This window comes from Streptomyces sp. DI166 (assembly GCF_900091315.1).
GTDB lineage: Bacteria > Actinomycetota > Actinomycetes > Streptomycetales > Streptomycetaceae > Streptomyces > Streptomyces fuscus.
In genome coordinates this window covers 39,060-65,436 of the sequence record NZ_FLSP01000038.1, presented here as the reverse complement: position 1 = coordinate 65,436, position 26,377 = coordinate 39,060, and the positions used below count along the sequence as shown (strand labels likewise).

Genomic DNA, 26,377 nt, shown 5'->3' with positions numbered 1-26,377 from the left:
GAGGTGTCCTAGCGGACGTCGACGAAGTCGCCGGTGGCCGTGGCCGCGGCGGTGCTCGTGATGCCGGCGTACTTGTAGCGGAAGTAGCCGTCCTTGTCCGCCTTGACCGTGGTCTTCAGGGCGCCGCCCGTGGTGGTCTTGACGGTCTTGACGTCGGTGTAGGAGGAGGAACCCGCCTTGCGGAACTGGAGGGTCACCTTCTGGCCCGCGGGCAGGCCCACGTACTTGCCGCTGTCCCAGCTGGCGCGGGTCAGCTTGCCGGTGACGGTGATGGTCTTGCCCTTCTTCACCGGCTCCGGAGTGGCGTTGACCGTCAGCTTGGAGTTGCGCTGGACCAGCGTGCTGCCGAGGCCGCCCTTGTCGGCGTAGCCGACCTTGGTGATGTCGTAGTCCTCGGCGGCCGGGTCCTGGCCGTTCTGCGCGAGCGCGAGGGCGCCGCCCTTCCAGGTGCCGGCGTCGGAGTTCAGCAGCTCGCCGTCGCCCGGGTAGACGTCGATCTTGCCGGTGCAGGTGGCGACGGTGGCCGAGGTGGCGGTGCAGCTGGCCGGCTTGTTGCCGAACAGCATGTTGTCGGGGGCCGTGTAGGAGCCCTTGTAGAGGTAGGGGCCGGTGGAGAAGTCGGCGGCCTTGATGTCGATGTTCGCGGCGTGGGTCAGCGTGTAGGTGACCGTCGTGGAGACGTGCTGCGTCGTGCCGACCTTGACCGACTTGGCGATCTTGAAGTTGGAGAAGGTGACGTCCATGTCGTACGGGGCGTCCGCGCGGGCGCCGAAGGCGCTCTTGACGTGGGCGGCGCGGATCTGGGCGACGTCGGCGCCGTAGGCGGAACCGGAGTCGTCGGCCTGCGCGGCCGGTACGGCGAAAGCGGACAGGGCCAGGGCGCCGGAGACTGCGGCGACAGTGGCGCGAATACGCATGTGTTCCCCAAATGGTCGTGAAGGGAGCCTGGATGCTCCACTTGATAGAGGGACGCACGGGGCGTCGGGTTGCCCGCGAGTTCCCCAAATCACGTCCGCCCGGCCCCGATTGGCTATCGGGACCGGGCGGACGCGTACGACGGAAGCCGGTTTACTTCACGTCGACGAAGTCACCGGTGGCCACGGCCTTCGCGGTGCTCGTGATGCCGCGGTAGACGTAGCGGAAGTAGCCGTCCTGGGACGCCGTGACGGTCGTCTTCAGGGCGCCGCCCGAGGTGGTCTTGATGGTCTTGATGGTGGAGTAGCTGCTGCTGCTCTTCTTGCGGAACTGCAGCTCCACCTTCTGGCCGCTGGGGATGCCGACGTACTTGCCGTCGTTCCAGCTGGCGCGGGTCAGCTTGCCCGTGACGGTGATGGTCTTGCCCTTCTTCACCGGCTCCGGCGAGGCGTTGACCGTCAGCTTGGAGTAGCGCTGCAGCTTGAAGGAGTTGGTCTTGTCCTTCACGGCGACGCCGATGTTGTCCAGGTTCTGCGGGTCCTCCGGGTCCTCGCCGTTGAAGGCGACCGCGAAGGCGGCGGCCTTCCAGCTGCCCGCGTCCTCGTTCAGCAGGAAGAACGGGTCGATCTCGACCGTGGCCTTGCAGCTGGCGGCGGTGGCGGAGGTGTCCGTGCAGGTGGCGTCGTTGCTGTCGAACCACCAGATCACGTCGTCGAAGGAGGTACCGCGGTACAGCTCGACGCCCGCGAAGAAGTCGTCCGCGTGGATGTCGACCTCGGCGCCGTGGGTGAGGGTGAAGGAGACCGGCACCTTGACCACGTTGGTGGTGCCGACCTTGATGTCGCTGCCGTTGTTGACCTTCACGTTGGAGAAGGTCGCGTTGAGCAGGTAGGGCTCGCCTTCGGCGGCAGCGGCGTAAACCGACTTGCCGGTGGCCGCGTGGGCGGCCTCGCTCGCGGCGCTGCGCTGGACGGGCTGGCGCGAGTCGTCCGCCTGCGCGAGCGGCGCGACGGCGGCGGACAGGGCCAGGGCGCCGGAGACGGCGGCCACGGTGGCGCGAATACGCATGTGTTCCCCAGTGTGGAGAGGGGCCCCGACGCTGGTCGTTCCCAACGGCTCGTCGTCGGCCGGAGCCCAAGTGATCATGGAGCCTGTTGGCTCACATGATCCGATTCGCGAGACGATCAAAAGGTTGTACGACGTACGAAGATTCTGTGAGGAATTTTTCCGGGCCCGTCCGGGAGCCGGTACGGGCCTCGGCCGGACCTCAGTCGAACCAGCGGTCGCGGGCCAATTCCTGCGTGCGGGACGGGTCCTCCAGCAGCGCCGCCACCTCGAACCGGCGCGGCCACTGCCCGGCCGCCCAGGCGAGCCCCGCGGCCACCCCCTCCAGGGTGGCGGCGTGCAGAACGCCGTCGTCGGTGAGCCGCCAGTCGATCTCCACCCCGTCCACCACCAGCTCCTCGTGCTCGATGTACGAGGAAGGCGTGCGCGGGCCCAGCAGCACCCGCACCGACTCCGGTACGTCGTGCTCGGTGCCCTCGGAGTCGACGCGCCCGGTGACGGACTCGCTCAGCCGCCGCACCTGGAACAGCTCGGCCAGCTCGGCGGCGCGCGCCGGGCGCACCGGGAGCAGGGCTACGCCCTCGGTGAAGGGGAGCAGGTCGGGCGAGTCGACGACCACGGCGTCGGCGGCGTCCACCACCTCCACCCGGCCGTCCACCACGGCCCGCAGCTCGTCCGGCAGGGTCACCTGCTCGGGGTCCAGCTCGGCCAGGAAGCCGTACAGGGCGTGCAGTTGGGCCGCGGTCACCGCACGGTCGGGGTCGGCGAGCCGGTCGAGGAGTTCCGCGGCCCCGCCGGGCTCGTCCAGCAGCGCGGCCACCGACGTCCGTACGCCCAGCGCCCGCAGTACCTGTTCGTCGTCGAACCCGGTGGCGTCGGCCTCGTCGTACAGGCCGCGCAGCAGCGGGTCGCCGCCCGCGGCGAGCAGTCCTGCGGGGCGGCGGCCGTCGAGCACCGGGTGCCCGCGCAGCCACCAGGCGGTGTAGGGCCGTACGACCTCGTGGGTGCCGTCGGGAAGCAGGATGCGCACCTGCTGGGTGAGGGCGTCGCGGTACGGGGGCCGGGCGAGCAGGGCGAGGGCCTGGGGCCACTTGTCGTCGTCGACGAGGTCCAGGTCGCGCACGGCGACCAGTTCGGTGGCGACGGGCGGCACCGGCGTGTCCGGGAAGCGGTCGAGGATGTCCTCGCACCACACGTCCACGGCGTCCAGCAGCCCGGCGTCGTCGGGTTCGGCGAAGTCGCCCTCGCGGGGCTCCAGTTCGTCGGGGTCGAGGACGACGTCGGTGGCGCGGACGAGAGCGAAGTGCGCCAGCACGCCGCAGGCGGCCAGCGGCTGTTCACCCCACTTGTCCGCCAACTCGGCATCGACAGTGGCGAGTTCGCCCTCCCGCATCACCTGGTGGAAGGGGCTTCCGGGGAAGACCAGTTCACCGGCGGGGGCGGGCTCCCCGTCCTCGTCGGGCAGGGCGAGCGCGCCGAGCCAGGGCTCGTCGCCCGGTTCCAGGTCGGCGTCCCGGACCAGGGCCAGCACGGTGTCGGCCAGTTCCTCGGCGTCCAGCGCGTCCTGCTCCCAGTCGAAACCGCCCTCGTCGTCCAGGGAGGCGGCGACCGCGGCCCGCACCTGCGGGGTGGTCAGCACCGCGCGCGGGGTGGCGGGCAGCGCGCCCAGCTTCTCCAGCAGCGGGTGGGCGGCGTCCGGGTGGGCGACCTTCAGACCGAGCCGGGCCAGCACCTCCGGGTCGATGCCGGCGGCGTCCGGGGCGGGCAGCAGGACCTGGCGGGGGCCGATGGTGGTGCGCCCGTCGGCGAGCGGCACCGGCAGCCCGGAGAGCCGGTCGGGGTCGACCCCGGCGAGGCTGTCGTAGAGCCGCCGCCACCACTCGGGGTCCTTCTCCAGACCGGCCAGCCGGTCGACCGCGTCGGTCAGCGGCACCCGGGCCACGCCCAGCGTGCGCAGTTCCACGCGCCGTTCGAGCCCGGCGGGCAGCAGGGTGGGCAGCACCTCGGCGAGCACCCGTACGGTCTCGGCGCCCGCGCCCTCCACCACTTCGGCGTCCCTCGGGCGCAACGCCTCGGGGAGTTCGTCGTCGTCGGCGTCGAGGGCGGGCGGCAGGAAGGCGGTGCGCGGCAGGCGCTGGAGGATCGCGGCGCGCAGGGCGCCGTCGAGTTCGCCCTTGCCGAGCGGGCCGGGCACCAGGTCGATGATCTGGGCGGTCACCGGGCGCCAGGCGGCGAGGAGTTCGGCGTAGGCGTCGGCGGCGCGCTCCACGAGGAAGTCGGTCAGCGGGCCGGGGGCCGCGTGCCGCCGGGTGGTGTCCAGCGGGAAGGAGGCGATGAGCAGCGCGGGCACGCCGAGGGCCTCGTCGCTGGGGGTCGGGGCGTGCAGGACGGGGCTGGTGCGCGGGCGGGCCGGGGTGCCGTCCTTGTCGGCGGGCACGGCCCAGGTGACCGACCAGTGCGGGCGCAGCCGCTCCTCCACCGGCCGGTCGGCAAGCAGTTCCGGGGTGAGCGGCCCGTGCGCGGTGGCCGTACGCCACCGGGTGGTGCCGTCCCGGGAGTCCTCCACGACGGTCTCGGCGCCCTCCGTGCGGCGGCTGATCGTACGCACGGTGTCGGTCTCGACGACGACCTCGGTGAGCCCGGGAAGCGCCAGCAGCAGGGCGTCGTCGACGGCGTCCAGCAGCCGCTCCGCCAGATCGGCGGCGGCCGTGTCGCGCAGCGGCAGGATGACGGCGGTGTCGTACGGCGCCGGGGCGGTGCCCTCGGCCGCGAACGGCAGCCTGAGCAGCGGCACATGCCCGTCGCGGCGCCGGATCTCGTCCCCGAGCCCCGGACTGTGCCGCGCGGTCTCGCGGGCCAGCTCCCGGGCCTCGGCGAGCGCCCAGCGCACGCCCCCGTGCCGCCCGACGACGGCGGGCTCGTCGGTGACGGACAGCACGGCGGCGAACCCGACGCCGAACCGCCCGATGGAAGGGGTGTCCCGCTTGGCCGAGGCCCTGAGCGTGGAGAGCGACTCGACCCCGGCCGCGTCCAACGGGGCGCCGGTGTTGGCGGCGACGAGGACCCCGTCGCGCAGGGTGAGCCTCAGCCGCCCCGGCACTCCGGCACGAGCGGCGGCGTCGGCGGCGTTCTGGGCGAGCTCGACGACGAGCCGGTCCCGGTACCCGCCGAGAACCAGGTCCTCCTCGGCGTTGGCGTCCTCCCGGAACCGGGCCGGACTGGTGGCCCACGCGTCCAGCACTCCGCGCCGCAGCCGGGCGGTCCCGAACGGGTCCGCCCCCTCGACAGCCGGCCGCACGAACTTGCTCACGTTCACTCCACTCCTCGTCGTGCGACGAAGGTACCGCTTGGCGGCCGGGGTGCCGGAACGACAGACGTTCCCGCAGGCAGAGCGTCGGCGCGTACGCGGTGACGACGAACCGCACCCGCCACCCCTTGCGCCCCGGATCCGGTCTGTGCCTAGGCTCTGACCCCGTGCGACGTACCTGACCGACCCGTCGCTGTGACGTCGGCGTACGACCACACGCCACGTACCTGAAGTACTACCGGGGCGACAACTTGAACGCGGAGACCGAGGCGCGGAGGGGGACGAAGGTGCACGCGACGTTCGAGAAGTACAACGCCATCGCCCGGGGCGACCACTTGTGAGCCGGCCGGGACGAAGCCAGGAGGAGTTCCTGGCCGTGGTGCGCGGCCCGCGCGGGCGAGCGGCCGCCACCGTCGCCCTGGCCGCCGCCGTGAACCTCGTCCTCGGCTACCTGGGCAACAGCGTCGTGGACCTGCCCTGGCGGCTCCTGGAGGTCTGGGTGCTGCCCGAATACGGCTGGGCGTCCGAGCCGTCACCGACGGACACCGACGACGGCATGGGCCCCGCGGTGGCCGGGATCGTCCTCCTCACCGTCCCGTACCTGCTGATGTGCGCCTTCACCAACTACCTCGTCACCCGGGCCGTCAACGTCCACCGGTCCTGGTACGCGGGCATCGCGTGCACGGCGCTCGTCGCACCTGCCGTCGCCTTCCACATCGACCCGTCTCTGTACGCCGAGATCCCTCGGCCCTGACAGAAGGCCTTCCACTCATGTGTCCATAGGGGCCCGGCGTGGCCTGAAGCCGCCGCACACGCCAGTGGTGCGGCGCCAGGGCCGCGTAACCCCTACGAGTGCCCCAGATCCGCCGCGCTGTCGTCCGGGACCGCCGGGACCGAGCCCGAGTCCGCCGAGGGGCGGAGGGGGAAGGGGTCGACGGTGGTCTCGTCGATGACCGGGGGCGGCGGCTGCGGGGGACGGGGCATGACCGCGGCCTCGGAGTGGCCGCCGCAGCCGTAGGCCAGGGAGACCACGCGGCCGTCGGCCGGGGAGAACTCGTTGGCGCAGACACCGAAGGCCTGGCCGAGCGAGCCGCCGATCGGCATCAGGAAGCCGCAGCTGACGCAGGGCGCGGGGGCCGCCTGCGCCATCGGGGTCTTGGCGCCGAACGCCTCCTCCCAGCGGTCGGCGGCGATGTGCAGCCCGTAGCGGGACAGGACCCGGGCCCGGCGCAGGCCCAGTTCCTCGGCGACCGCCGCGATCGAGCCGCGGGTCGGCGCGACCGGCAGACTGGCCGGAGCGCCCTCGGTGACCTCGGCGTCCTCGGCCTCGACCAGCTCGGCCATCTCGTGCGAGACGGGGGAGCTGGGCAGCGGCTCGTCCTCGCCGGTGTAACCGGGCTCCAGACGCAGGTCCTCGGCGTCCGTGGGCAGCAGGTCCCCGGGACCCATGTCGCCGGGACGCAGCCGCTCGCTCCACGGCACCCACTCGGGTGCCAGCAGGGCGTCCGGGCCGGGCAGCAGGACGACCTCGTCCAGGGTGACGATCTTCGCCCGGGAGGCGCGGGCCACGGTCACGGCCCAGCGCCAGCCGCGGTACCCCAGTTCCTTGCACTCGAAGAAGTGCGTGACGACGCGGTCGCCCTCGGAGACCAGCCCCGTGTGCTCCCCCACGACGCCGGGCGCGGCAGCCTCCTCGGCGGCGGTGCGGGCGAGGTCGACCGCCTCGGCGCACAGGCGGTCGGGGGTGCGGCTTCGCGTGCTCGCTGCGCTCACAGGTATCGCTTCTCTCCTACGCCGTCTCTCTGGTGCGGCTGCCTGAAGGCGGCGGAGCGGGCGGACGGAGCGGACCGGCGGACCGCGTCGACGTCCACGCCCCTCGCACTCGGGCGCACCTGTCACCATCCATTCTGCGGGATGGCCGAGATACGCACGCTACCTGCTCACCGGCGCTCGGCCTACACCGACGGTCGCAAACCACTGACAAAGCCGCGCCCATACGCGCGGTAACCGCACTACGGACGCCGTTCTCGGGGCACTATGACGACGTGGCAGCCGCGCGGACGCCTCAGGGAGCCACCGGGGTCGGTGGGGACAGGGGCCGCAGCAGAGGCGGCGGTTCGGGCCGACTCGGCGGCGCCGTCCGCTCCGTCGGGCGTGCCCTGCACCTGCCGGTCACCGGTACCGCCCGCGGTATCCGCAAGGCCACCCACGCCCAGGGCGCCGGGGAGTCCGGCCTCGGCAAGCTGATCGAGCTGCACGGGGTGAACGGCGCCGGGGACATGATGATCACCGTCGCCCTGGCCTCCACCGTCTTCTTCTCCGTGCCCACCGACGAGGCCCGCGGCCGGGTCGCCCTGTACCTCGGCATCACGATGGCGCCGTTCACCCTGTTGGCGCCCGTGATCGGCCCGCTGCTGGACCGGCTGCCGCACGGCCGCCGGGCGGCGATGGCGGGCGCCATGCTGGCCCGCGCCTTCCTCGCCCTGATCCTCGCCGGGGCGGTCAGCACCGGCTCCATCGAGCTGTATCCGGCCGCGCTCGGCGTGCTGGTCTCCTCCAAGGCGTACGGGGTGATCCGCAGCGCCGTGGTGCCCCGGCTGCTGCCCCCGCGCTTCTCCCTGGTCAAGGCGAACTCCAGAGTCACCCTCGGCGGACTGCTGGCCACCGGTGTGGCCGCCCCGGTGGGCGCCGGGCTGCAGGCGCTCGGCCCGCGCTGGCCGCTCTACGGCGCCTTCGTGATCTTCATGGTGGGGACGTTCCTGTCGTTCTCGCTGCCGCCGAAGGTCGACTCGGCCAAGGGCGAGGACACCGCGCTGCTGGCGGCGGACGAGAAGCACCTGCACGGGCCGCACCTGAAGCCGGTCAAGCGGCCGGGGCTGCGCACGGTCGGCCCCGCGGTAACCCACGCGCTGGGCGCCAACGCCTCCCTGCGCTGCCTCTCCGGCTTCCTGATCTTCTACCTGGCCTTCCTGCTGCGCGAGCATCCGATGGCCGGGCAGAGCGCCGCGGTGTCGCTGGGGATAGTGGCCGTCTCGGCCGGCGTCGGCAACGCCTGCGGTACGGCCGTGGGGGCCTGGCTGAGGTCCCGCGCCCCGGAGATCATCATCGTGACCGTGGTGGCCTGTGTGGCGACCGCCGCGATCACCGCCGCGATCTTCTTCGGCGCCGCCATGGTCGCCGTCCTCGCCGCGGTCGCCGGGTTCTCGCAGGCGCTGGCCAAGCTGTCCCTGGACGCCCTCATCCAGCGGGACGTGCCGGAACTGGTGCGCACCTCCGCCTTCGCCCGCTCCGAGACGCTGCTGCAGATGTCCTGGGTCCTCGGCGGCGCCATCGGCATCGTGCTGCCCCTGAACGGCCCCGTGGGTCTGTCCGTGGGCGCCGCCATCGTCGCCACGGGCTGGCTGACCACCGTCCGGGGCCTGATCTCCTCGGCCCGCCACGGCGGCGGCCCCCGCACGCGGGTGGCATAAGCACGGCACGCCGCACCCCGCGTAAAGAGAGCGCAGGACGCGCCCGATAGCCTTCGCCCATGACCACGCTGCACTCCGCCCCGCGACGCCGCCGCGCCGTCGCCGCCGCCGGCGCCGTTTCCGCCGGACTGCTCGTTCTGTCGGCCTGCGACAAGCCGACGCCGATGGCCACGATCACCGTGGGCACGTCCTCGGTCAGCGAGGAGGCCACCTGCGGTGGTGAGGGCGAGACCCTCGACAACAAGACCATCACGCAGTGCCTGAAGGACAAGGACATCAAGTCCATCACCGTCGACCCCGACGAGACGGTGCGCTTCGGTGTCGACCCCGAGATCGCCAAGAAGCGCTGGACGATCCTGATGAACGGCCAGCCGATCACCAACGACTTCGACAAGACCTACACGGCGATCCCGGGCAGCGTGTTCTTCAACGCCCAGTACGGCGCGCAGGGCAACTCCACCCTCGTCACCATCAAGGCCGGCGACGGTGAGAAGCAGAGCCCGGAGGCCACCGGGCTGTGGTCCTTCAAGCTGAAGAAGGACGACTGATCGCCCCCTCGGCACGCGTCCTCGTGGCCACCGCGGTCCCCGCCGAACGGGACGCGGTGGCCCGGACGTTCCCCGGTGAGGTGATCGCCGTGGGCGTCGGCCCGGCCCGCGCCGCCGCCGGCACCGCCACGGCACTCACGAAAGCCCCGTACGACCTGGTCGTCTCCGCCGGGATCGGCGGCGGTTTCGCCCCGCACGCCCCCGTCGGCACGCTCGTCGTCGCCGACGAGATCACCGCCGCCGACCTGGGCGCCGAGACCCCCGACGGCTTCCTCCCGGTCACCGACCTCGGCTTCGGCACGGTCACCCACCTGCCGCCCGCCGCCCTCGTACCTCAGGCGGCGGAGGCCACCGGCGCCCGCACCGGCGCCGTGCTCACCGTCTCCACCGTCACCGGCACCGCCGAGCGCGCCGACGAACTGCGCCGCCGCCACCCCACCGCGCTCGCCGAGGCCATGGAGGGCTTCGGGGTCGCCGAGGCCGCCGCCCTGCACGGGGTGCCCGTGCTGGAGGTGCGGGCGGTCTCCAACCCCGTCGGCCCGCGCGACCGCGCCGCCTGGCGGATCGGGGAGGCGCTCCAGGCGCTGGCGGAGGGGTTCGGGAAGCTCGCACCCGTACTGGAGAGTTGGAAGACGGTATGAGCCTGAGCATCGCCTACTCCCCCTGCCCGAACGACACCTTCGTCTTCGACGCCCTCGCCCACGGCCGGGTGCCCGGAGCGCCCGCACTGGACGTCACGTTCGCGGACATCGACCTCACCAACGGCATGGCCGAGCGGGGCGAGTTCGACGTGCTGAAGGTGTCGTACGCGGTGCTCCCCTACGTCCTCGACCGGTACGCGTTGCTGCCCTGCGGCGGGGCGCTGGGCCGGGGCTGCGGGCCGCTGGTGCTGAGCCGGGAGCCGGGCCTGGACCTGACCGGCCGCACGGTCGCCGTGCCCAGCGAGAGGTCGACGGCGTACCTGCTGTTCCGGCTGTGGGCCGCGGACACCCTGGACGGCGGGGTCGGGGAGATCGTGGTGCTGCCGTTCCACGAGATCATGCCAGCCGTGCGGGACGGCAAGGTGGACGCCGGACTCGTCATCCACGAGGCGCGGTTCACGTATCAGAACTACGGGCTGCACAAGCTCGCCGACATGGGCGAGCACTGGGAGCACACCACCGGGCTGCCCATCCCGCTCGGCGCGATCATCGCCAGGCGCTCCCTGGGCACCGAGGTGCTGACCCGGCTCGCCGAGTCGGTACGGGCCTCGGTGCGGGCCGCCTGGGACGACCCCGAGGTCTCCCGCCCGTATGTCATGGAGCACGCCCAGGAGATGGACCCGGCCGTCGCCGACCAGCACATCGGGCTGTACGTCAACGAGTTCACCGCCGACCTCGGCGAGGACGGCTACGCGGCCGTGCGCGGGCTGCTCACACGTGCGGCGGCCGAGGGACTGCTGCCGCCCCTCGGCCCGGACGCGCTCGAATTCCCGTAACCGGGACGGCGGTTATACGTCGAGCTGGTCGGCGACCGCCCGGAGCAGACCCGCGATCTTCTTGCCGGAGTTCTTGTCCGGGTAACGGCCCCGCTCCAGGTTCGGGGTGATGTTCTCCAGCAGGGTCGTCAAATCCTGCACGATCGAGGCCAGCTCGTCCGGCTTCTTGCGCTGCGCCGCCGCGACCGAGGGGGTGGGGTCGAGTACGGTGACGGACAGGGCCTGGTCACCACGCTGACCGGCGACAACACCGAACTCCACCCGCTGGCCCGGCTTGAGCGTCTCGACTCCGGCGGGGAGGACCGAGGAATGGACGAAGACGTCGCCGCCGTCGTCACGGGAGAGAAAGCCGAAGCCCTTCTCACTGTTGAACCATTTGACCTTGCCCGTCGGCATGGGGTGAACCTCGTCCTCGGTGTGTCGGAGCCAGACGGCTCGTGGGGAGACGGCGGAAAACAGTGTGTGCCTAGCTCAATCACTTGACCTTGCCGGTAGGCACGTCTGTCCTCGTCCTCGTACTCGTCGGAAAACTGCTTCGGAAAACTGCTCTTGATAGCACTCGGGCGGGTCGACCACGACCCGCCGGTACCCAGGCTAATGGTCTTCGGGCGGGTGACAAGACGTCCCCGGGTTGTTCCCTCGCGCAGGGAACTACCCTGGTCCGGTGCGTGACAAAACCCAAACGAATTCCGCCGCGCCCGGTGACCGACTGATCCGAGTCGGAGGGGTCGTGTTCATCCTCGGCGCCTTGGCCACTGTGGTCACGGTGGCCCCGCTGCTGCTCGGCACCAGCCCGTTCCCGACCTACATGTTCGGGCTGAGCATGCTGATGGGCGTCGGTTTCCTGATCGCGGGCGCCGGGGTGTTCCAGTCGATCTCGGCCGGGCGCCGTCAGGCGCGGGCGGGCCGGTAGGACTCCAGCCACCGCGGGAAGCGCGTGAGATCGGCGAGCACCACGTCGGCGCCGGCCGCGCGCAGGGCATCGGCGTCGTACGGGCCGGTGGCCACGGCGACCGAGAGGGCACCGGCGGCGCGGGCGCCGCGTATGTCGCCGAGGTGGTCGCCGACGTAGACCGAGGCGTCGTGCTCGCGCAGCGCCTCCGCCTTCCGTTCCGCCCACAGGTCACCGATGATCGCGTCGGGCTCGATGCCGAGGTGGGCGAGGTGCAGCTTGGCGTTGGGCTCGTACTTCGCGGTGACCACGATCGCCCGGCCACCGGCGGCCTGTACGGCGGCGACGGCCTCGGCGGCGCCGGGCAGCGCGGGGGTGGCGGCGATGGCGAACTCCGGGTACATCGCCCGGTACAGCTCGGCGACCTCGGTGACCCGCTCGGCCGGGAACCAGTTGGCGATCTCCTCCACCAGCGGCGGCCCGAGCCGGGTGACCGCGAGGTCGGCGTCGATGTACGTCCCGGTGCGCTCGGCGAGCGCGGTGTAGGTGGCGTGGATGCCGGGGCGGGAGTCGATCAGGGTCATGTCGAGATCGAAGCCGACGGTGGGGGCGGACGCGGGGTTCTCGGTGGAGGCCATATGGGCCATTGTGCCCGGTGGCGGGGCCCGTCCACCGTGACCTATTTCTGCCGCTGCGACCGCCAGACCAGGTAGAGCGCCGACGCGACGGCGGCGCCGCGCACCACCCAGGGCCAGGTCTCCCCGATGGCGTCGCTCATGTGCCCCTCGGCGATCGGCTCGCCCCAGCGGCGCTCGGTACGGCCCCACAGCCACACGATCCCGGCGGTGACCGCGAGCCCCGGGAGCACGATGACGGCGCCCTTCTTCTCGCCCTCGGTGAGCCTGCGGGAGCCGTAGGCGAGCAGCCAGCCGACGGCCAGAACGACGAGGTTGCCCAGCACGGCTCCGGCGACCAACGCGGCGGCGGCGAGCAGGAGAAGGGGGTTCTGCCAGCTCTTGCGCACGGGGAGGGCGAGCCCGAGGAGGCGGCGCCGGGGGGGTCTCCTCCTCGGCCGGTTCCTCCGCCTTCTCGACGACGGCGGGGGCCTTGTCCTCCGGAGGCTTGGCGGGCGGCGGCCTGAGCAGCTCCGGAATCTCCACGCCCCCGACGAACCCCGGCACTTCGTCCCCCACCCCGAAGGGTCCGGAGTCGACCCGCCACCAGTCGGGCTGGAGGGAGCTGTCCCCCAGCTCGTGCGTACTGGCCAGATGGGGCGGCGAGGGAGCGTCGGCCGGGACTTCCTCCGCGGGCCGGGGCCGGGGCACGATCCGCCGGGGCCGCTTCTCCACCCGGTCCGGCTGCGCGGGCACGGCGGCGGCCGGCGCCTGCGGCGCACCCGGGGTGCCCCCGGCGGCGGCGACGACCTCGTCCGGGGTGCCGAGCCGGTCGATGATCCGGCGCACGGCGGCGGGACTGTCGACGGGAACCTTCGCGCGGCGCCGGTCGATCTCGTTGCGCAGCTCCGACACCAGCCGCATCCGGGTCGCCGACGGCAACTGCCGCTGCTGCGCCACGTCTCCGACGCGGCTCAGATACTCAAAGACGACCTGGTCACTCTCAATACCCACCGAAGTCCCCTCCGGGGTGGCCCTATTGAACCCCCACGCCACGAAAATACCGCGCCACCCCCCAAATCCACGCAGCCGCGACCAGCCGCGCCGCCGCATCCGCATAGCTGCGGGCAGTCGCGCCGACCTAGTGCCGCATCAGGCAACGTTCGCCCTGTGGCCGTCGGCCTGCATGGATCGGATACCCGATGATTGAACACATGACGAATGGCATGTCCGTGTCTGGGACGACAACGCGCCCTGGGCCGCCTCACCTGGTCGGCCTGACCGAGCCGGCCGACCGTCCCTGCAATGTGACCGAGAAGCGCTGGGCAGGGCTGCTGGAGGTCGGCTGGGCGGCACGGCTGCGATCCAAGGACGGCCAGACTCGATTCCAGCTGCGCTACTACGGGGAGCTGTTCGAAGGGCTGATCGTCGGTGACGACTTGCCCGCGCTGGTGTACGCAGTCACCGAGTCGGGACAGCAGATTCTGCTGTTCGACGGCGCGGTGCATGGCCATGACGCGATGTTCTGTGACAGCTGGGACGAGGACAGACTGCGCACTCGCCGCGCCGACCAGGTGTATGTCGATGCTGATGGCGAGGACACCTTCGAGCTGGTGGTCTGGGTCGGCTACAACATCGACTGGGAGGCTGAGCGCCAAGAGGTCGTAGACGCTGAGGATCCCGACCTGGTCACGCTCGTCGACGGTCGTCGTGTCCCGTTCGAGGTCGTCCGGCACGCCGCCTTCGACGCTGTTTCGATCACCGCCACAAACGCGCGGGGCAGGGCCACCGATGTCGTGTCGGAGGAGTTGGCCTGAGCGGTCCGACGGCCGGCACGTCGGCTGCGGGCAGGTCTCGTCGGACCGTTGTGAGCCGAACCGTTCCGCGTTCTGTGACCACGTGCGTCCTGTCAAGCAGGGATTTCCGGGTGTGACATGCCGTTCGGACGGTGGTCCGGACCGCGCGGTGTTGTCAGGCTGTGCGGGTGGCAGAACGAGTACGTGTCCGTGAGATCGATGACGACGAGGGGCAGCGCCTGCTGCGGATCATCCGCAGAGGCACCGGGTCGGTGGTGACCTGGCGGCGGGCGCAGATGGTGTTGTTGTCCGCGCAGGGCATGCCGGTGGCGAAGATCGCCGAGGTGACGTTCACCAGTGCGGACCGGGTCCGGGATGTGATCCACAACTTCAACGCCGACAGCTTCGAGGCGCTTTACCCGAAGTACAAGGGAGGCCGACCGAAGACCTTCACCCTCCCGGAACGCCGGGAGATCAAGAAGATCGCCAAGTCCAGGCCGGCCGAGCACGGCCTGCCGTTCTCGACCTGGAGCCTGGCCAAGCTGGCCGACTTCCTGGTCGCTGAGGGGGTGGTCGACGACATCAGCCACGAGGGCCTGCGGGTCCTGCTCCGCGAGGAGGGCGTGTCCTTTCAACGCATAAAGACCTGGAAGACCTCCCGCGATCCCGACTACCCGGCCAAGAAGGCCCGCGTTGAGCATCTCTACGCGATCGCCGACGGCGAGGTCATACCCGAGGCCGACGAGCCCGAAGTCGTCTTATGCCTGGACGAGTTCGGCCCGCTCAACCTCCAGCCCCACCCCGGGCGGCAGTGGACCGAGCGCGGCGGGAAACACAAGGACCCCGACCGGGAACCCCGGCCCCGTCGCCGGGCGACCTACACCCGCCCGCACGGCGTCCGCCACCTCTTCGCCGCCTACGACCTGGCCAAAGACAAGCTCTACGGCCACATCAAGCCGAAGAAGAACCGCACCAGGTTCCTGGAGTTCTGCCGCTACCTGCGCAGCCTCTACCCGCCGGACATCCGGATCGCGATCGTGCTCGACAACTTCTCCCCGCATCTGACCACGAAGAAGGACAGCCGGGTTGGCGACTGGGCTGCGGCCAACAACGTCGAGTTCGCCTACACGCCGACCAACAGCTCCTGGCTGAACGGTATCGAGGCCCAGTTCACCGCCCTGCGCTACTTCGCACTGGACGGCACCGACCACGCCAGCCACAAAGAGCAGGGCAGCATGATCCGCCGCTACATCATCTGGCGGAACAAGCACGCCGCCGACCAACGCCTACGCGACGTGGTCGACAGGGCGAACGTTGCCTGATGCGGCACTAGTTGCGGGCAGTCGTGCCGCAGGGCGGCACGGGTGGGCTGGGGGTCCCCCCTCTGGGGGAGGCACCCTGCACGCGCGGGCAAGCGGACCCACCCCCCACGCGAGCCACAGCGGGCCGAGCCCGAGCGAACCCGGCCCCCAGGACACGGCGTCGTGTGACGCACAGCAACCCCAGACCCCCGCCCACCCGCTACCGTGGACCGGATGAGCGATCCGGCACCCTCGCCCAGGTCCCTCGCGGAAGCGCTCCGCGGGCGGGACGACGCCTCCCTGGCCGTACTCCTGCGCAGCCGCCCCGACCTCATCACCCCGGTGCCGACGGACCTCACGCAGCTCGCGACCCGCGCCGGGACAAGGGCCTCCGTCGTACGCGCCCTGGAGCGCCTGGACCGCTTCGCACTCCAGACCGCCGAGGCCCTGGCCGTAGCCGCGGACCCGGCCTCGTACGACGAACTGCTCGCCCTCATGGCGGGCGACCAGGGCGACCCGGCCGTCGAGGGCGCCCTCCCCCGCGCCGTCGCCCTCCTGCGCGAACAGGCCCTGGTCTGGGGCGCCGACGACCGCCTACGACTCGTCCGCACCGCCCGCGAGCTGCTCACCCCCAGCCCCCAGCACCCCTCCCCCACCGGCCTCGGCCCGACCGTGCGGGAGGCGACGGCGGGCATGTCCCCGGGCCGTATCCAGGAGATCGTCACCACCGCCGGACTGCCGTCCACGCACGACTCCGTCTCCGCCGTCGCCGCGCTCACCGACCTGTTCACGGACCGGACCCGGATGGCCGCCCTGCTCGCCCAGGCCTCGGCGGACTCCCTGGACGTACTGCACCGCCTGGTCTGGGGCCCGCCCTACGGCCAGGTCACCGCCGACCCGGCCCCCCGCCTGCGCTGGCTTCTCGACCGCGGCCTGCTGCTGCCGACCTCGCCCGGGACCGTCGTGCTCCCGCGCGAGGTCGCCCTGCACCTGCGCGAGGGCCGCGCCCACCGCACGACCGAGCCGCTGCCGCCCGCCGTGGAGGCCGCGGCGACGTACCGTCCACAGGTTGTGGACAGCACCGCGGCCGGGCAGGCGTTCACCGCGCTGGCGACCGTGGAGGAGCTGCTGAAGGACTGGGACGAGGGCGGCCCGGCGGTCCTGCGCGCGGGCGGGCTCAGCGTCCGTGACCTCAAGCGCACCGCCGTCGCCCTGGACGTCTCCGAGCCGGAGGCCGCGTTCTGGGTCGAACTCGCCTACGCCGCCGGACTGCTCGCCTCCGACGGCGAGGCGGACGAGCGGTACGCGGCGACCCCCGCCTACGACGAGTGGCTGGAGGAGCCCCCGGCGCAGCGCTGGGCCCGGCTGACGCAGGCGTGGCTGGCCGCCACCCGGGTCGCGGGCGTGGTCGGCGGCCGGGACGCCAAGGACCGCCCGCTGAACGCGCTCGGCCCCGGCCTGGACCGTTCCGCCGCCCCCGAGGTACGGCACCGGGTGCTGGCCCTGCTGGCGGGCCTGCCGGAGGGCGCCGCCGCGAGCCCGGAGTCGGTGCTGGCCCGGCTGGGCTGGGAGCGTCCGCTGCGCGGGCAGCACAAGGACGAGGACCCACGCAGGCAGCTCGCCGAGTGGACGCTCGCGGAGGCCGAACGGCTCGGCGTCACCGGACGCGGCGCCCTCTCCGCGCACGGCCGCGCCCTGCTCGGCCTGCCGGAGCCCGCCGTCCACGCCCGCGCCGAGGAGCACCCCGAGCCGACCGGCCCCGGCGACAAGCTCCCCGTCCACCACCACCGCCCCGCCCCTTTGGCCCCGCTCTCCCCGCCCGAGCAGGCCACCGCGGCAGCGGCGGCGGCCCGGCTGCTGACCCCGCTCCTGCCCGAGCCCCTGGACCACGTGCTGCTCCAGGCGGACCTCACCGCCGTCGCCCCCGGCCCGCTCCAGCGCCCGCTCGCCGAGATGCTCGGGATCCTCGCGGACGTGGAGTCCAAGGGCGGGGCGACGGTGTACCGGTTCACGCCGGGGTCGGTGCGCCGCGCCCTGGACGCCGGGCAGTCCGCCTCCGACCTGCACGCCTTCCTCGCCGCGCACTCCCGCACTCCGGTGCCGCAGCCGCTGGCGTACCTGATCGACGACGTGGCCCGTAAGCACGGGCATCTGCGGGTGGGCGCGGCCTCGGCGTACGTGCGCTGCGACGACGACGCGATGCTCAACGAGATCCTCGCCGACAAGCGGGCCGCCGGACTGCGGCTGCGCCGTCTCGCGCCGACCGTGCTCGCCGCGCAGGCCGACCCGGCGACGCTGCTGGAGGGGCTGCGCGCGATGGGGTTCGCCCCGGCCGCCGAGTCCGCCGAGGGCGATGTGCTGATCACCCGGGCCCTCGCCCACCGCACCCCGCCGCGCACCGCGCCGGAGCCGGTTCCGGACGGCCCGCCCGTACCGGACGCCACGCTCCTCTCGGCGGCGATCCGGGCGATCCGGGCGGGCGACATGGCCTCCACGACCCCGCGCAAGGCGGCCCCGCTCGCGGGCGGTGAGCTGCCGCGCACCGGTTCCGCCGAGACCCTGGCCACCATGCAGGCCGCCGTGCTGACCGGCGAGGCGCTGTGGATCGGCTACGTCAACGCCGAGGGCGCCGCCAGCCAGCGCGTCATCGCCCCGATCCGGGTCGAGGGCGGCTTCGTGACGGCGTACGACCACACCGCGGACGAGGTCCGCACGTACCCCCTGCACCGGATCACCGGGGTGGCGGAGCTGGCGGACGACTGAGCCCGTTCGTTCGCGAGTGCGGCACACTGGAGGTTTGGACCAGTCCGGAGGGATGCGTACGTGAACGGACCGCTGATCGTCCAGTCCGACAAGACCCTGCTGTTGGAAGTCGACCACGAGCAGGCCGACGCGTGCCGTCGCGCCATCGCGCCGTTCGCCGAGCTGGAGCGGGCGCCGGAGCACATCCACACCTACCGGGTCACCCCGCTCGGGCTGTGGAACGCCCGCGCCGCCGGTCATGACGCCGAGCAGGTCGTGGACGCGCTCGTGCAGTACAGCAGGTACCCGGTGCCGCACGCGCTGCTCGTCGATGTCGCCGAGACCATGGACCGCTACGGCAGGCTGACGCTGAGCAAGCACCCCGCGCACGGGCTGGTGCTGACCACCACCGACCGTCCGGTGCTGGAGGAGGTGCTGCGCTCCAAGCGCATCGCGCCGCTGGTCGGTGCCCGGATCGACCCGGACACGGTCGTCGTCCACCCCTCCGAGCGGGGGCAGATCAAGCAGACGCTGCTGAAGCTGGGCTGGCCGGCCGAGGACCTCGCCGGGTATGTGGACGGCGAGGCGCATCCGATCGAGCTGGCGGAGGACGGCTGGGCGCTGCGGCCGTACCAGAAGCAGGCCGTGGAGAACTTCTGGCACGGCGGGAGCGGGGTCGTGGTCCTGCCCTGCGGCGCGGGCAAGACGCTGGTCGGGGCGGGGTCGATGGCGCAGGCCAAGTCGACGACGCTGATCCTGGTGACGAACACGGTCTCGGCCCGGCAGTGGAAGCACGAGCTGGTGAAGCGGACCTCGCTGACCGAGGACGAGATCGGCGAGTACAGCGGGACGAAGAAGGAGATCCGGCCCGTCACGATCGCCACGTACCAGGTGCTGACGACCCGGCGGAAGGGCGTCTATCCGCACCTGGAGCTGTTCGACTCCCGGGACTGGGGCCTGATCGTCTACGACGAGGTGCACCTGCTGCCCGCGCCGGTGTTCAAGTTCACCGCCGACCTCCAGGCGCGGCGGCGCCTCGGCCTGACCGCGACCCTCGTGCGCGAGGACGGCCGCGAGTCGGACGTGTTCTCCCTCATCGGCCCGAAGCGGTTCGACGCGCCGTGGAAGGAGATCGAGGCGCAGGGGTACATCGCGCCCGCCGACTGCGTCGAGGTCCGGGTGAACCTCACCGACTCCGAGCGGCTCGCCTACGCGACCGCCGAGCAGGAGGAGAAGTACCGCTTCTGCGCGACGACCGCGACCAAGCGGAAGGTCACGGAGGCGCTGGTCCGGCGGTTCGCGGGGCAGCAGATCCTGGTGATCGGGCAGTACATCGACCAGCTCGACGAGCTGGGGGAGCATCTCAACGCCCCGGTGATCAAGGGCGAGACGTCCAACGCGCAGCGCGAGAAGCTCTTCGACGCCTTCCGGGAGGGCGAGATCAGCGTGCTGGTCGTCTCGAAGGTGGCCAACTTCTCCATCGACCTGCCGGAGGCGACGGTCGCCATCCAGGTCTCGGGCACCTTCGGCTCCCGCCAGGAGGAGGCCCAGCGCCTCGGCCGCGTGCTGCGCCCCAAGTCCGACGGCCACCAGGCGCACTTCTACTCGGTGGTCGCCCGCGACACCATCGACCAGGACTTCGCCGCCCACCGCCAGCGCTTCCTGGCGGAACAGGGCTACGCGTACCGGATCGTGGACGCGGACGAGATCCTCGCGGAGGGCTGAGGAAACGGCTCCCTCTTGGCTGACGCGGGTCGGTACGCTGAGGTGATTGCGCAAGCCACTGCAGGGGAGGGCAGCATGCCCCACGAGGACGTCTACGAGGTGCTGTACACCGAGCCGGCAGCTCGCGACCGGGACCGCCTGGACCCTGTACGCAGGGCCTCGTTCGACAAAGCGGTGGAGATTCTCGCTCGGGACCCGTACACGGAGCTGTCCCGCCCCATAGGAGTGGGCGACCAGGACCGAGAAATCCGGCTCACGTCCCAGATCGTCGCGGAGTACATGGTCTCCCGCGGCCGACTGCTGCTGGTCATGCTGCGGATCTTCGACGACGCGGACATCCTGCTGCCGGAGGCCGACTGAGGCGCGCCCGCGGGAGCGGGCGTCACTTGCGGCGGACGCCCGCCTGTTCGGCGTATTCGCCGAGGACGATCACGTCGAGGGCGGCGCGGGCGAAGACCTTCACGGCTCGCAGGGCGTCGCCGAGGCGGTGGTGGTGGCTGCCGAGGACCGGGGTGGCACCGGTGGCCGGATGGCGGCCGTGGACTGGGTTGATGGTTGCTGCGCTCATGTCTCCATGGTTGCTCGCGGGGGGTAAGGAGGGCATCGGTCCCTCGGGCGAATCGCCGGGGGGCCGCCGTACGTCTGTGGGGCGACGGGTACCCCTCGGGGAGGAGGGGGGCGTCCCCTAGGGGATGACCCACGGGCCGGGGGCCGCGTAATTCGTTGGCGCCCGTGTTGTCCGCTCGCCTAGAATCTCCGCTCTTGCCCGCCTCCCTCCATGGAGTGCCGCCGTCCGGCCGGTACCGGACGGCATCTCGTCGCGCCCGTGTGCGCGCCCGTACCCGTAGGTCCGACCGGAGGCACCCCCTTGTCCACGTCCGCCGACGACCCCCTCTCCCGTGAGCGTTCCCACCTCGCCGCCTCCCGCGCCGCGCTGCGCGCCATGCGCAAGGAGGTGGAGGCGCTCGACATCACCGACGTCACCGCGAACTGGGTCAACGCCGCCGTGCTGGCCCACCAGATCGACGAGCGGATCAAGGCGCTCGCCGATCTGAGCGACACCCCGCTGTTCTTCGGCCGCCTCGACTATCTGCACGCGCCGGGCGTGGAGATGGCCGAGGGCGCGGAGGGCGAACTCTTCTACATCGGGCGGCGGCATGTGCACGACGCCGCCGGTGATCCGATGGTGATCGACTGGCGCGCCCCGGTGTCGCAGCCGTTCTACCGGGCGTCCAAGAAGGACCCGATGGACGTCGGGCTGCGCCGCCGCTTCGGGTACACGGGCGGCGAGCTGACCGCGTACGAGGACGAGCATCTGTCCGACCCGGCGGAGATCGCGCGCACCAGCAGGCTGCTCCAGCAGGAGATCGAACGGCCGCGTGTGGGCCCGATGCGGGACATCGTCGCCACCATCCAGCCCGAGCAGGACGAGATCGTACGGTCCGGGCTCGGCGGCACGGTGTGTGTGCAGGGAGGCCCCGGGACCGGGAAGACGGCCGTGGGTCTGCACCGGGTGGCGTATCTGCTGTACGCGCACCGCGAGCGGCTGGCCCGGACCGGGACGCTGGTGATCGGGCCGAACCGGTCCTTCCTGCACTACATCGAGCAAGTGCTCCCGGCACTGGGCGAGTTGTCGGTGCGCCAGGCCACCGTGGACGACCTGGTCGGGCAGGTGGAGGTGCGCGGCGGCGACGACGCGGCGGCGGCGATCGTGAAGGGCGACGCCCGGATGGCGGAGGTGCTGCGGCGGGCGCTGTACGCGCACGTGACCATGCCGACGGAGGCCGTCGTGGTGGTGCGCGGGTCGCGCCGGTGGCGCGTGCCGGCGTACGAACTCGAAGACATCGTCCGTGAGTTGCTGGACCGGGACATCCGCTACGGCGCCGCCCGGGAGGCGCTGCCCCAGCGGATCGCGCACGCGGTGCTGGTGCAGATGGAGCGGTCCGGTGAGGCGCCGGACGACCGGGTGCAGGACGCGGTGGCGCGCAACGCGGCGGTGAAGGCGGCGGTGAAGGCGATCTGGCCGCCGGTGGACCCGGCGAAGCTGGTGCTGCGGCTGCTGACGGACGCCGAGTTCCTCGCCGCGCACGCGGACGGTGTGCTGAGCGAGGAGGAGCGGAAGACGATTCTGTGGGCACGGCCCGTGCGGTCGGTGAAGTCGGCGAAGTGGTCGGCGGCGGACGCGGTGCTGATCGACGAGGCGGCGGACCTGATCCAGCGCACGCACTCGCTCGGGCACGTGGTGCTGGACGAGGCGCAGGATCTGTCGCCGATGCAGTACCGGGCGGTGGGGCGGCGCTGTACGACGGGGTCGGCGACGGTGCTGGGCGATCTGGCGCAGGGCACCACGCCGTGGGCGACGCGGAGCTGGTCGGAGGCGCTGACCCACCTCGGCAAGCCGGACGGGGTGGTGGAGGAGCTGACGGCGGGTTTCCGCGTCCCGACGGACGTGATCACGTACGCCTCCCGCCTGCTCCCGCACATCGCGCCGGGGCTGACCCCGGTGGCCTCGGTCCGGGAGAACCCGGGCATGTTCGAGGTACGGCAGGTGTCGGGCCCGGCGGACGTGGTGCGCGCCTGCGAGGAACTGCTGCGCAACGAGGGCTCGACGGGCCTGATCGCGGCGGACGCCAGGATCCCCGAGCTGGCGGCGGCCCTGGCCGAGGCGGGCCTGAGCCACCTCTCCCCCGGCGAGGAGACCACCGCCGGCACCCGTCTCACCCTGGTCCCGGCCTCCCTGGCCAAGGGCCTGGAGTACGACTACGTGGTCCTGGACGAACCCCAGGCGGTCGTTGACGCGGAGCCCGACGAGCGCACCGGCCTGCGCCGCCTGTACGTGACGCTGACCCGAGCGGTGTCGGGGTTGATCGTGACGCACGGGGGGCCACTGCCGGAACAGTTGGCGGGGTAGAGCGGCCCCCCTGGGGTGCGTCAGGCCGCCGCGTCCACCGCGCGGCGCCACTGGGCCACCGCCGCCTCGGAGACCGGCTCGGTCCAGCCGCCGGGGCGGGCGGCGCCGCCGATGTGGAAGGCGGTGATGCCGGCGGCGAGGAGATGGGGGACGTGGTCGAGGCGGAGGCCGCCGCCCACCAGGACCTGCTGGTCGTAGCCGGGCTCGCCGTCGCGGGCGGCCTCGGCGAGGAGGGTGGGCAGGCCCTCGTCCACACCGGTCGAGGCACCCGCCGTGAGGTAGGTGTCGAGGCCGGGCAGCCCGTCGAGGGCCTTGCGCAGGGCGTCCCGGTCGGCCGCGTTGTCGATGGCCCGGTGGAAGGTCCAGCGGCAGCCGCCGAGCGCCGCCACCACCCGCTCCACCGCGTCCAGGTCCACCGTGCCGTCCGCGTCGAGGAACCCGAGGACGAACTCCCGTGCCCCGGTCTCCCGCATCTCCCGGGCGACCGCCACCAGCCGGTCGACGTCCCCCGCGGCGAACCCGTCCGCCAGGCGCAGCATGACGCGCACCGGGATGTCCACCGCCTTCAGGATCGCGGCGACGGTCGCTGCCGGCGGGGTGAGCCCGTCGGCCGCCATCTCGGTGACCAGTTCGAGGCGGTCCGCGCCTCCGGCCTGGGCGGCGATGGCGTCCTCGGCGTCGAGGGCGATCACCTCCAGGACTGCACGCTTGCTCATGGGGCCCCTTCGTCGGCGACCAGAGGTCGACTACAGCTCGGCGGATTTACAGGTCTAGTCCAATCCTGCTCCAAGACTACGCCTGCTACACCGCCCGATCACGAGGCGTACCCCACGTCCCGGTCACCGGAAGATCTTCAGCTCCCCTTCCTCCGCCCCGGCCAGCTCGTAGGGCGCCGCCGGGCGCCGCCCGGAGTACAGCCGTACGAGCGTGGCCGCGTCACCGATGAAACGGGCGGGCGTGCGGTCACCGGCGTCGGCACCGAGCCGCAGCGGGTCGTCGACGTCGTCCAGGTCGGCCTGGAGCGCGAGATGACCCCGGGCCCGGGTCACGGCGGCGAGCAGCGGGAGCGCGTACGCCAGCCCGGGCCCGGCGTACGCCTCCGGCTCGCCCCACGCCTCCCGTACGTCCCCGGCGTGCACCCACTCCCCCAGCGCCAGCGCGTCCAACACCCCGCCCGCCTTGGCCAGCACCGGCCCGGACTCCGTCATCCCGCGTTCCAGCTCGTCCACGATCCGCCCGGCCGGCCACTCGGCCCGCTCGGCGATGTCCCGTTCGTTGGCCTCGGGGGAGAAGACCCCCTCCTCGAACCGTCCCTCCGTCACCCGCGTCAGCGCGGCCGAGCAGTGCGCCAGCACATCCCGTACCGACCACCCCGGACACGCCCGCACCGGCGCCGCGAAGTCCGCCTCGTCGCGCGCCCGCAGCACCGGCACCAACGCGTCCCGTTCGACGGTGAGCAGCCGCCCCGGCAGCTCCGGATCCCGTACCCATGTGTCAGTCATCACCCCACGCTAAGGCGTGCGCCCGCGCCCGCGCGGGAGGGAACAATGGGGCGCATGGCCGATCTCGACGCGTTGCGTTCCCGTTTCGTCCGCGCTCTCGAAGCCGCCCGCGGTCCCGGTGGCGGGCCCGACGCGGGGGTGTATGCCGACCGGTTGCTGGAGCGGTGGGGGGAGCCGCAGCGGAAGTACCACACGGTGGCGCATCTGACCGAGGTGCTGGACCGGATCGACGTGCTGGAGGAGTACGCCGACGATCCGGACGTGGTGCGGCTCGCGGCCTGGTTCCACGACGCCGTCTATCTGCCGGACCGGTCGGAGAACGAGGAGCGGTCGGCGCGGCTCGCCGAGCGGGCGCTGGCCGAGGCGGGGCTGCCGGAGGAGAGGACCGCCGAGGTGGCCCGGCTGGTGCGGCTGACCGTGACGCACGACCCGGCCGACGACGACCGTGACGGCCAGGTGCTGTGCGACGCCGACCTCGCCGTGCTGGCGGCGCCGCCCACCGCGTACGCCGCGTACACGGCCGCCGTCCGCGAGGAGTACCACTTCGTGCCGAGCGACGCCTTCCGCGCCGGACGGGCGGCGATTCTGCGTCAACTCCTGGAGCTGCCCCGGCTGTACCGGACGCCGTACGGGGCGGAGAAATGGGAGGCCACGGCCCGGTACAACCTGAACGCGGAGCTGGAAATGCTGTCGCTGCCCGCCGAGCCGCCCGCTTAGTGTGCCCGTATGGGACACACGGGCGGGGAACACGTGCGGCAGGCGGTGGCGGGCTCGGTGGCCCTGCTGCGGACGGCGGTGGACCGGGACTGGGAGGCGGTGCGCGCCGGGGGGCTGGAGTGGAGCTGCCGGCGCACGGCCGAGCACATCGCCGACGACCTGATCGCGTACGCGGGGCGGCTTGCCGCGCGGGCCGACAGTTCCGTCCCCTTCGACCTCACCGTCGACGACGGCGCCGGCAACGAGGGCGTACTGCAGGTCATCGAGACCATGGGCGCCCTGCTGGTGGCCGCCGTGCGCACCGCCCCGCGCGCGGTGCGCGCCTACCACCCCTACCCGTTCCGCTCCGCCAACCGCGACGGCTTCGCCGCGATGGGCGTCGCGGAGGTACTGCTGCACACACGGGACATCGCCGAGGGGCTGGGGCTGGCGTACGAACCGCCCGCCGCGTCGGCCGAGTACGTGCTCACCACGATCTTCCCGGAGGTCCGGCCGGACCCCGACCCCTGGCGCACCCTGCTGTGGGCCACCGGGCGCGGTGAACTGCCCGGCCGTGCGCCGGTCACCGAGTGGCGCTGGCAGAACAACCTCGTCCTGCCCGCCGACCGGCTCACCCTCGAAGGCCTCACCCCGGCGGCGGCCGCGGACCTCGCCGCGGGCGGCGACGGCGGTTTCGACTGGGTCGAGGGCGGCCCGTACGAGGGCACCCGGGAGGCCTCCGGGATGCTGGTCAAGGCGTACGAGGCGGGCGTGCACCGGCCGGAGTTCGGGGTGTTCGTGCTGGTCCGGAGGGAGGACGACCGCGCGGTGGGCGGCCTGGGCTTCCACGGCGCCCCGGACGAGGAGGGCCGGGTGGAGATCGGCTACGACCTCGCGGCACCGGCGCGCGGCAACGGCTATGCCACCGAGGCGCTCCAGGCGCTGTCCGCGTGGGCGCTGGCCAGGGACGACGTACGCACCCTGATGGCCACCGTGGAGCACGCCAACTGGCCGTCGCAGGCGGTCGTCAAGCGGGCCGGGTTCGTGCGGGCCACGCTGGAGGAGGAGCGGGCGATGAGCGAGAGCCGGGAGTCGGACGGGCCGCTCCATGTGTATCTGCGGACGGCCTGAGGGCCGTACCCGCGGAACGGGTTACGCGCTGTGCTTGCGGCGTCTGAGTCCCGCGCCGTACAACAGGCGCACGACCTCCCGGCTGCTGACCTCCACCGCGCCCGCGGCCACCGCGTCGGCGTAGCGGTGGGAGGGCAGGTCGTAGTGGTCCCGTTCGAAGGCGCGCCGGGGTACGTCCAGGGCGGCGGCGAAGGCGTGGAGTTCGGCGTAGGAGACGTCCGAGACCAGGTGGGACCACATCCGGCCGTGGCCGGGCCAGGTGGGAGGGTCGATGTACACCGTCAC

The 26,377-nt window shown here is 72.4% G+C and carries 25 protein-coding genes; 14 read left to right on the top strand and 11 right to left on the bottom strand.

The annotated features are described in order from the left end of the window. Positions 1-8: 8 nt before the first annotated feature. From GA0115233_RS19900 to GA0115233_RS19890, 3 genes are all read right to left on the bottom strand, one after another. Positions 9-917, bottom strand: a complete 909-nt coding sequence (locus tag GA0115233_RS19900) for a hypothetical protein (protein ID WP_093721604.1) — start codon at positions 915-917, stop codon at positions 9-11. Between the two features lie 151 nt (positions 918-1,068). Then, complete coding sequence (locus GA0115233_RS19895) at positions 1,069-1,983, bottom strand: hypothetical protein (RefSeq protein WP_093721603.1); 915 nt, start codon at positions 1,981-1,983, stop codon at positions 1,069-1,071. 199 nt (positions 1,984-2,182) lie between these two features. Then, positions 2,183-5,290, bottom strand: coding sequence for a sacsin N-terminal ATP-binding-like domain-containing protein (locus GA0115233_RS19890; protein WP_093721615.1), 3,108 nt, complete (start codon positions 5,288-5,290; stop codon positions 2,183-2,185). A 334-nt stretch (positions 5,291-5,624) separates the two neighbouring features. Here GA0115233_RS19890 and GA0115233_RS19885 point away from each other — a divergent pair, with 334 nt between their 5' ends. Next, positions 5,625-6,041: a hypothetical protein gene (locus tag GA0115233_RS19885; protein WP_093721602.1), complete on the top strand. Its 417-nt coding sequence runs from the start codon at positions 5,625-5,627 to the stop codon at positions 6,039-6,041. A gap of 92 nt (positions 6,042-6,133) precedes the next feature. Here GA0115233_RS19885 and GA0115233_RS19880 read toward each other — a convergent pair whose 3' ends face one another. Beyond that, a complete protein-coding gene (locus GA0115233_RS19880; RefSeq protein WP_093721601.1) occupies positions 6,134-7,060 on the bottom strand; it encodes a DUF3027 domain-containing protein in 927 nt (308 codons plus the stop codon). Positions 7,061-7,332: 272 nt separating this feature from the next. Here GA0115233_RS19880 and GA0115233_RS19875 point away from each other — a divergent pair, with 272 nt between their 5' ends. Genes GA0115233_RS19875 through GA0115233_RS19860 form a run of 4 tightly spaced genes read left to right on the top strand, consistent with a single transcriptional unit; the run spans position 7,333 to position 10,782 of the window. After that, positions 7,333-8,757 (top strand): MFS transporter, encoded by a 1,425-nt coding sequence (locus GA0115233_RS19875; RefSeq protein WP_093721600.1) that lies wholly within the window; start codon positions 7,333-7,335, stop codon positions 8,755-8,757. 59 nt (positions 8,758-8,816) lie between these two features. Beyond that, positions 8,817-9,305: a DUF2771 domain-containing protein gene (locus GA0115233_RS19870; RefSeq protein ID WP_093721599.1), complete on the top strand. Its 489-nt coding sequence runs from the start codon at positions 8,817-8,819 to the stop codon at positions 9,303-9,305. Continuing rightward, a complete protein-coding gene (locus GA0115233_RS19865) occupies positions 9,275-9,946 on the top strand; it encodes a futalosine hydrolase (protein ID WP_093721598.1) in 672 nt (223 codons plus the stop codon). Before GA0115233_RS19870 ends, GA0115233_RS19865 begins: the two co-directional genes overlap by 31 nt. Continuing rightward, positions 9,943-10,782, top strand: coding sequence for a 1,4-dihydroxy-6-naphthoate synthase (locus tag GA0115233_RS19860; RefSeq protein WP_093721597.1), 840 nt, complete (start codon positions 9,943-9,945; stop codon positions 10,780-10,782). The genes GA0115233_RS19865 and GA0115233_RS19860 overlap by 4 nt, the downstream gene beginning before the upstream one ends. Before the next feature lie 12 nt (positions 10,783-10,794). Here the strand turns inward: GA0115233_RS19860 and GA0115233_RS42225 are convergent, their stop codons facing one another. Next, on the bottom strand, positions 10,795-11,178 hold the full coding sequence (locus GA0115233_RS42225) for a cold-shock protein (RefSeq protein ID WP_093721596.1): 384 nt from the start codon (positions 11,176-11,178) through the stop codon (positions 10,795-10,797). Between the two features lie 268 nt (positions 11,179-11,446). Between GA0115233_RS42225 and GA0115233_RS19850 the strand changes: the two genes are divergently transcribed. Further along, positions 11,447-11,695: a hypothetical protein gene (locus tag GA0115233_RS19850; RefSeq protein WP_093721595.1), complete on the top strand. Its 249-nt coding sequence runs from the start codon at positions 11,447-11,449 to the stop codon at positions 11,693-11,695. Here GA0115233_RS19850 and GA0115233_RS19845 read toward each other — a convergent pair. Together GA0115233_RS19845 and GA0115233_RS41805 are read right to left on the bottom strand one after the other, a co-directional pair. Beyond that, on the bottom strand, positions 11,674-12,312 hold the full coding sequence (locus tag GA0115233_RS19845) for an HAD family hydrolase (RefSeq protein WP_093721594.1): 639 nt from the start codon (positions 12,310-12,312) through the stop codon (positions 11,674-11,676). The genes GA0115233_RS19850 and GA0115233_RS19845 overlap by 22 nt on opposite strands. A gap of 41 nt (positions 12,313-12,353) precedes the next feature. After that, the gene (locus tag GA0115233_RS41805; protein ID WP_255310268.1) at positions 12,354-12,698 is read right to left on the bottom strand and encodes a hypothetical protein; all 345 of its coding nucleotides are present in this window, start codon (positions 12,696-12,698) and stop codon (positions 12,354-12,356) included. An 804-nt stretch (positions 12,699-13,502) separates the two neighbouring features. Here GA0115233_RS41805 and GA0115233_RS19835 point away from each other — a divergent pair. The 5 genes from GA0115233_RS19835 (at position 13,503) to GA0115233_RS19815 (ending at position 20,212) form a co-directional block, all read left to right on the top strand. Continuing rightward, positions 13,503-14,105 carry a hypothetical protein gene (locus GA0115233_RS19835; protein WP_141689544.1) on the top strand — a complete coding sequence of 201 codons (603 nt, stop codon included), beginning with the start codon at positions 13,503-13,505 and terminating at the stop codon, positions 14,103-14,105. A 167-nt stretch (positions 14,106-14,272) separates the two neighbouring features. After that, a complete protein-coding gene (locus GA0115233_RS19830; protein WP_176711870.1) occupies positions 14,273-15,406 on the top strand; it encodes an IS630 family transposase in 1,134 nt (377 codons plus the stop codon). Positions 15,407-15,619: 213 nt separating this feature from the next. Beyond that, complete coding sequence (locus tag GA0115233_RS19825; protein ID WP_093721591.1) at positions 15,620-18,148, top strand: helicase C-terminal domain-containing protein; 2,529 nt, start codon at positions 15,620-15,622, stop codon at positions 18,146-18,148. A 60-nt stretch (positions 18,149-18,208) separates the two neighbouring features. Continuing rightward, positions 18,209-19,852, top strand: a complete 1,644-nt coding sequence (locus GA0115233_RS19820; RefSeq protein WP_093721590.1) for a DNA repair helicase XPB — start codon at positions 18,209-18,211, stop codon at positions 19,850-19,852. Positions 19,853-19,927: 75 nt separating this feature from the next. After that, complete coding sequence (locus GA0115233_RS19815; RefSeq protein ID WP_093721589.1) at positions 19,928-20,212, top strand: hypothetical protein; 285 nt, start codon at positions 19,928-19,930, stop codon at positions 20,210-20,212. A gap of 22 nt (positions 20,213-20,234) precedes the next feature. Here GA0115233_RS19815 and GA0115233_RS19810 read toward each other — a convergent pair whose 3' ends face one another. Beyond that, on the bottom strand, positions 20,235-20,420 hold the full coding sequence (locus GA0115233_RS19810) for a hypothetical protein (RefSeq protein ID WP_093721588.1): 186 nt from the start codon (positions 20,418-20,420) through the stop codon (positions 20,235-20,237). Positions 20,421-20,795: 375 nt separating this feature from the next. Here GA0115233_RS19810 and GA0115233_RS19805 point away from each other — a divergent pair, with 375 nt between their 5' ends. Further along, complete coding sequence (locus GA0115233_RS19805; RefSeq protein WP_255310269.1) at positions 20,796-22,763, top strand: HelD family protein; 1,968 nt, start codon at positions 20,796-20,798, stop codon at positions 22,761-22,763. Between the two features lie 20 nt (positions 22,764-22,783). On the opposite strand, the gene GA0115233_RS19800 is transcribed toward GA0115233_RS19805, so the two are convergent. Both GA0115233_RS19800 and GA0115233_RS19795 read right to left on the bottom strand, forming a co-directional pair. Next, positions 22,784-23,479 (bottom strand): copper homeostasis protein CutC, encoded by a 696-nt coding sequence (locus GA0115233_RS19800; protein WP_093721586.1) that lies wholly within the window; start codon positions 23,477-23,479, stop codon positions 22,784-22,786. Positions 23,480-23,602: 123 nt separating this feature from the next. Beyond that, positions 23,603-24,265, bottom strand: a complete 663-nt coding sequence (locus GA0115233_RS19795; protein WP_093721585.1) for a maleylpyruvate isomerase family mycothiol-dependent enzyme — start codon at positions 24,263-24,265, stop codon at positions 23,603-23,605. Positions 24,266-24,319: 54 nt separating this feature from the next. Here GA0115233_RS19795 and GA0115233_RS19790 point away from each other — a divergent pair, with 54 nt between their 5' ends. Continuing rightward, on the top strand, positions 24,320-24,982 hold the full coding sequence (locus GA0115233_RS19790) for an HD domain-containing protein (protein ID WP_093721614.1): 663 nt from the start codon (positions 24,320-24,322) through the stop codon (positions 24,980-24,982). Between the two features lie 9 nt (positions 24,983-24,991). Then, positions 24,992-26,092 (top strand): GNAT family N-acetyltransferase, encoded by a 1,101-nt coding sequence (locus GA0115233_RS19785; protein WP_093721584.1) that lies wholly within the window; start codon positions 24,992-24,994, stop codon positions 26,090-26,092. Between the two features lie 21 nt (positions 26,093-26,113). Here GA0115233_RS19785 and GA0115233_RS19780 read toward each other — a convergent pair whose 3' ends face one another. Then, positions 26,114-26,377, bottom strand: coding sequence for a DUF4031 domain-containing protein (locus GA0115233_RS19780; protein ID WP_093721583.1), 264 nt, complete (start codon positions 26,375-26,377; stop codon positions 26,114-26,116).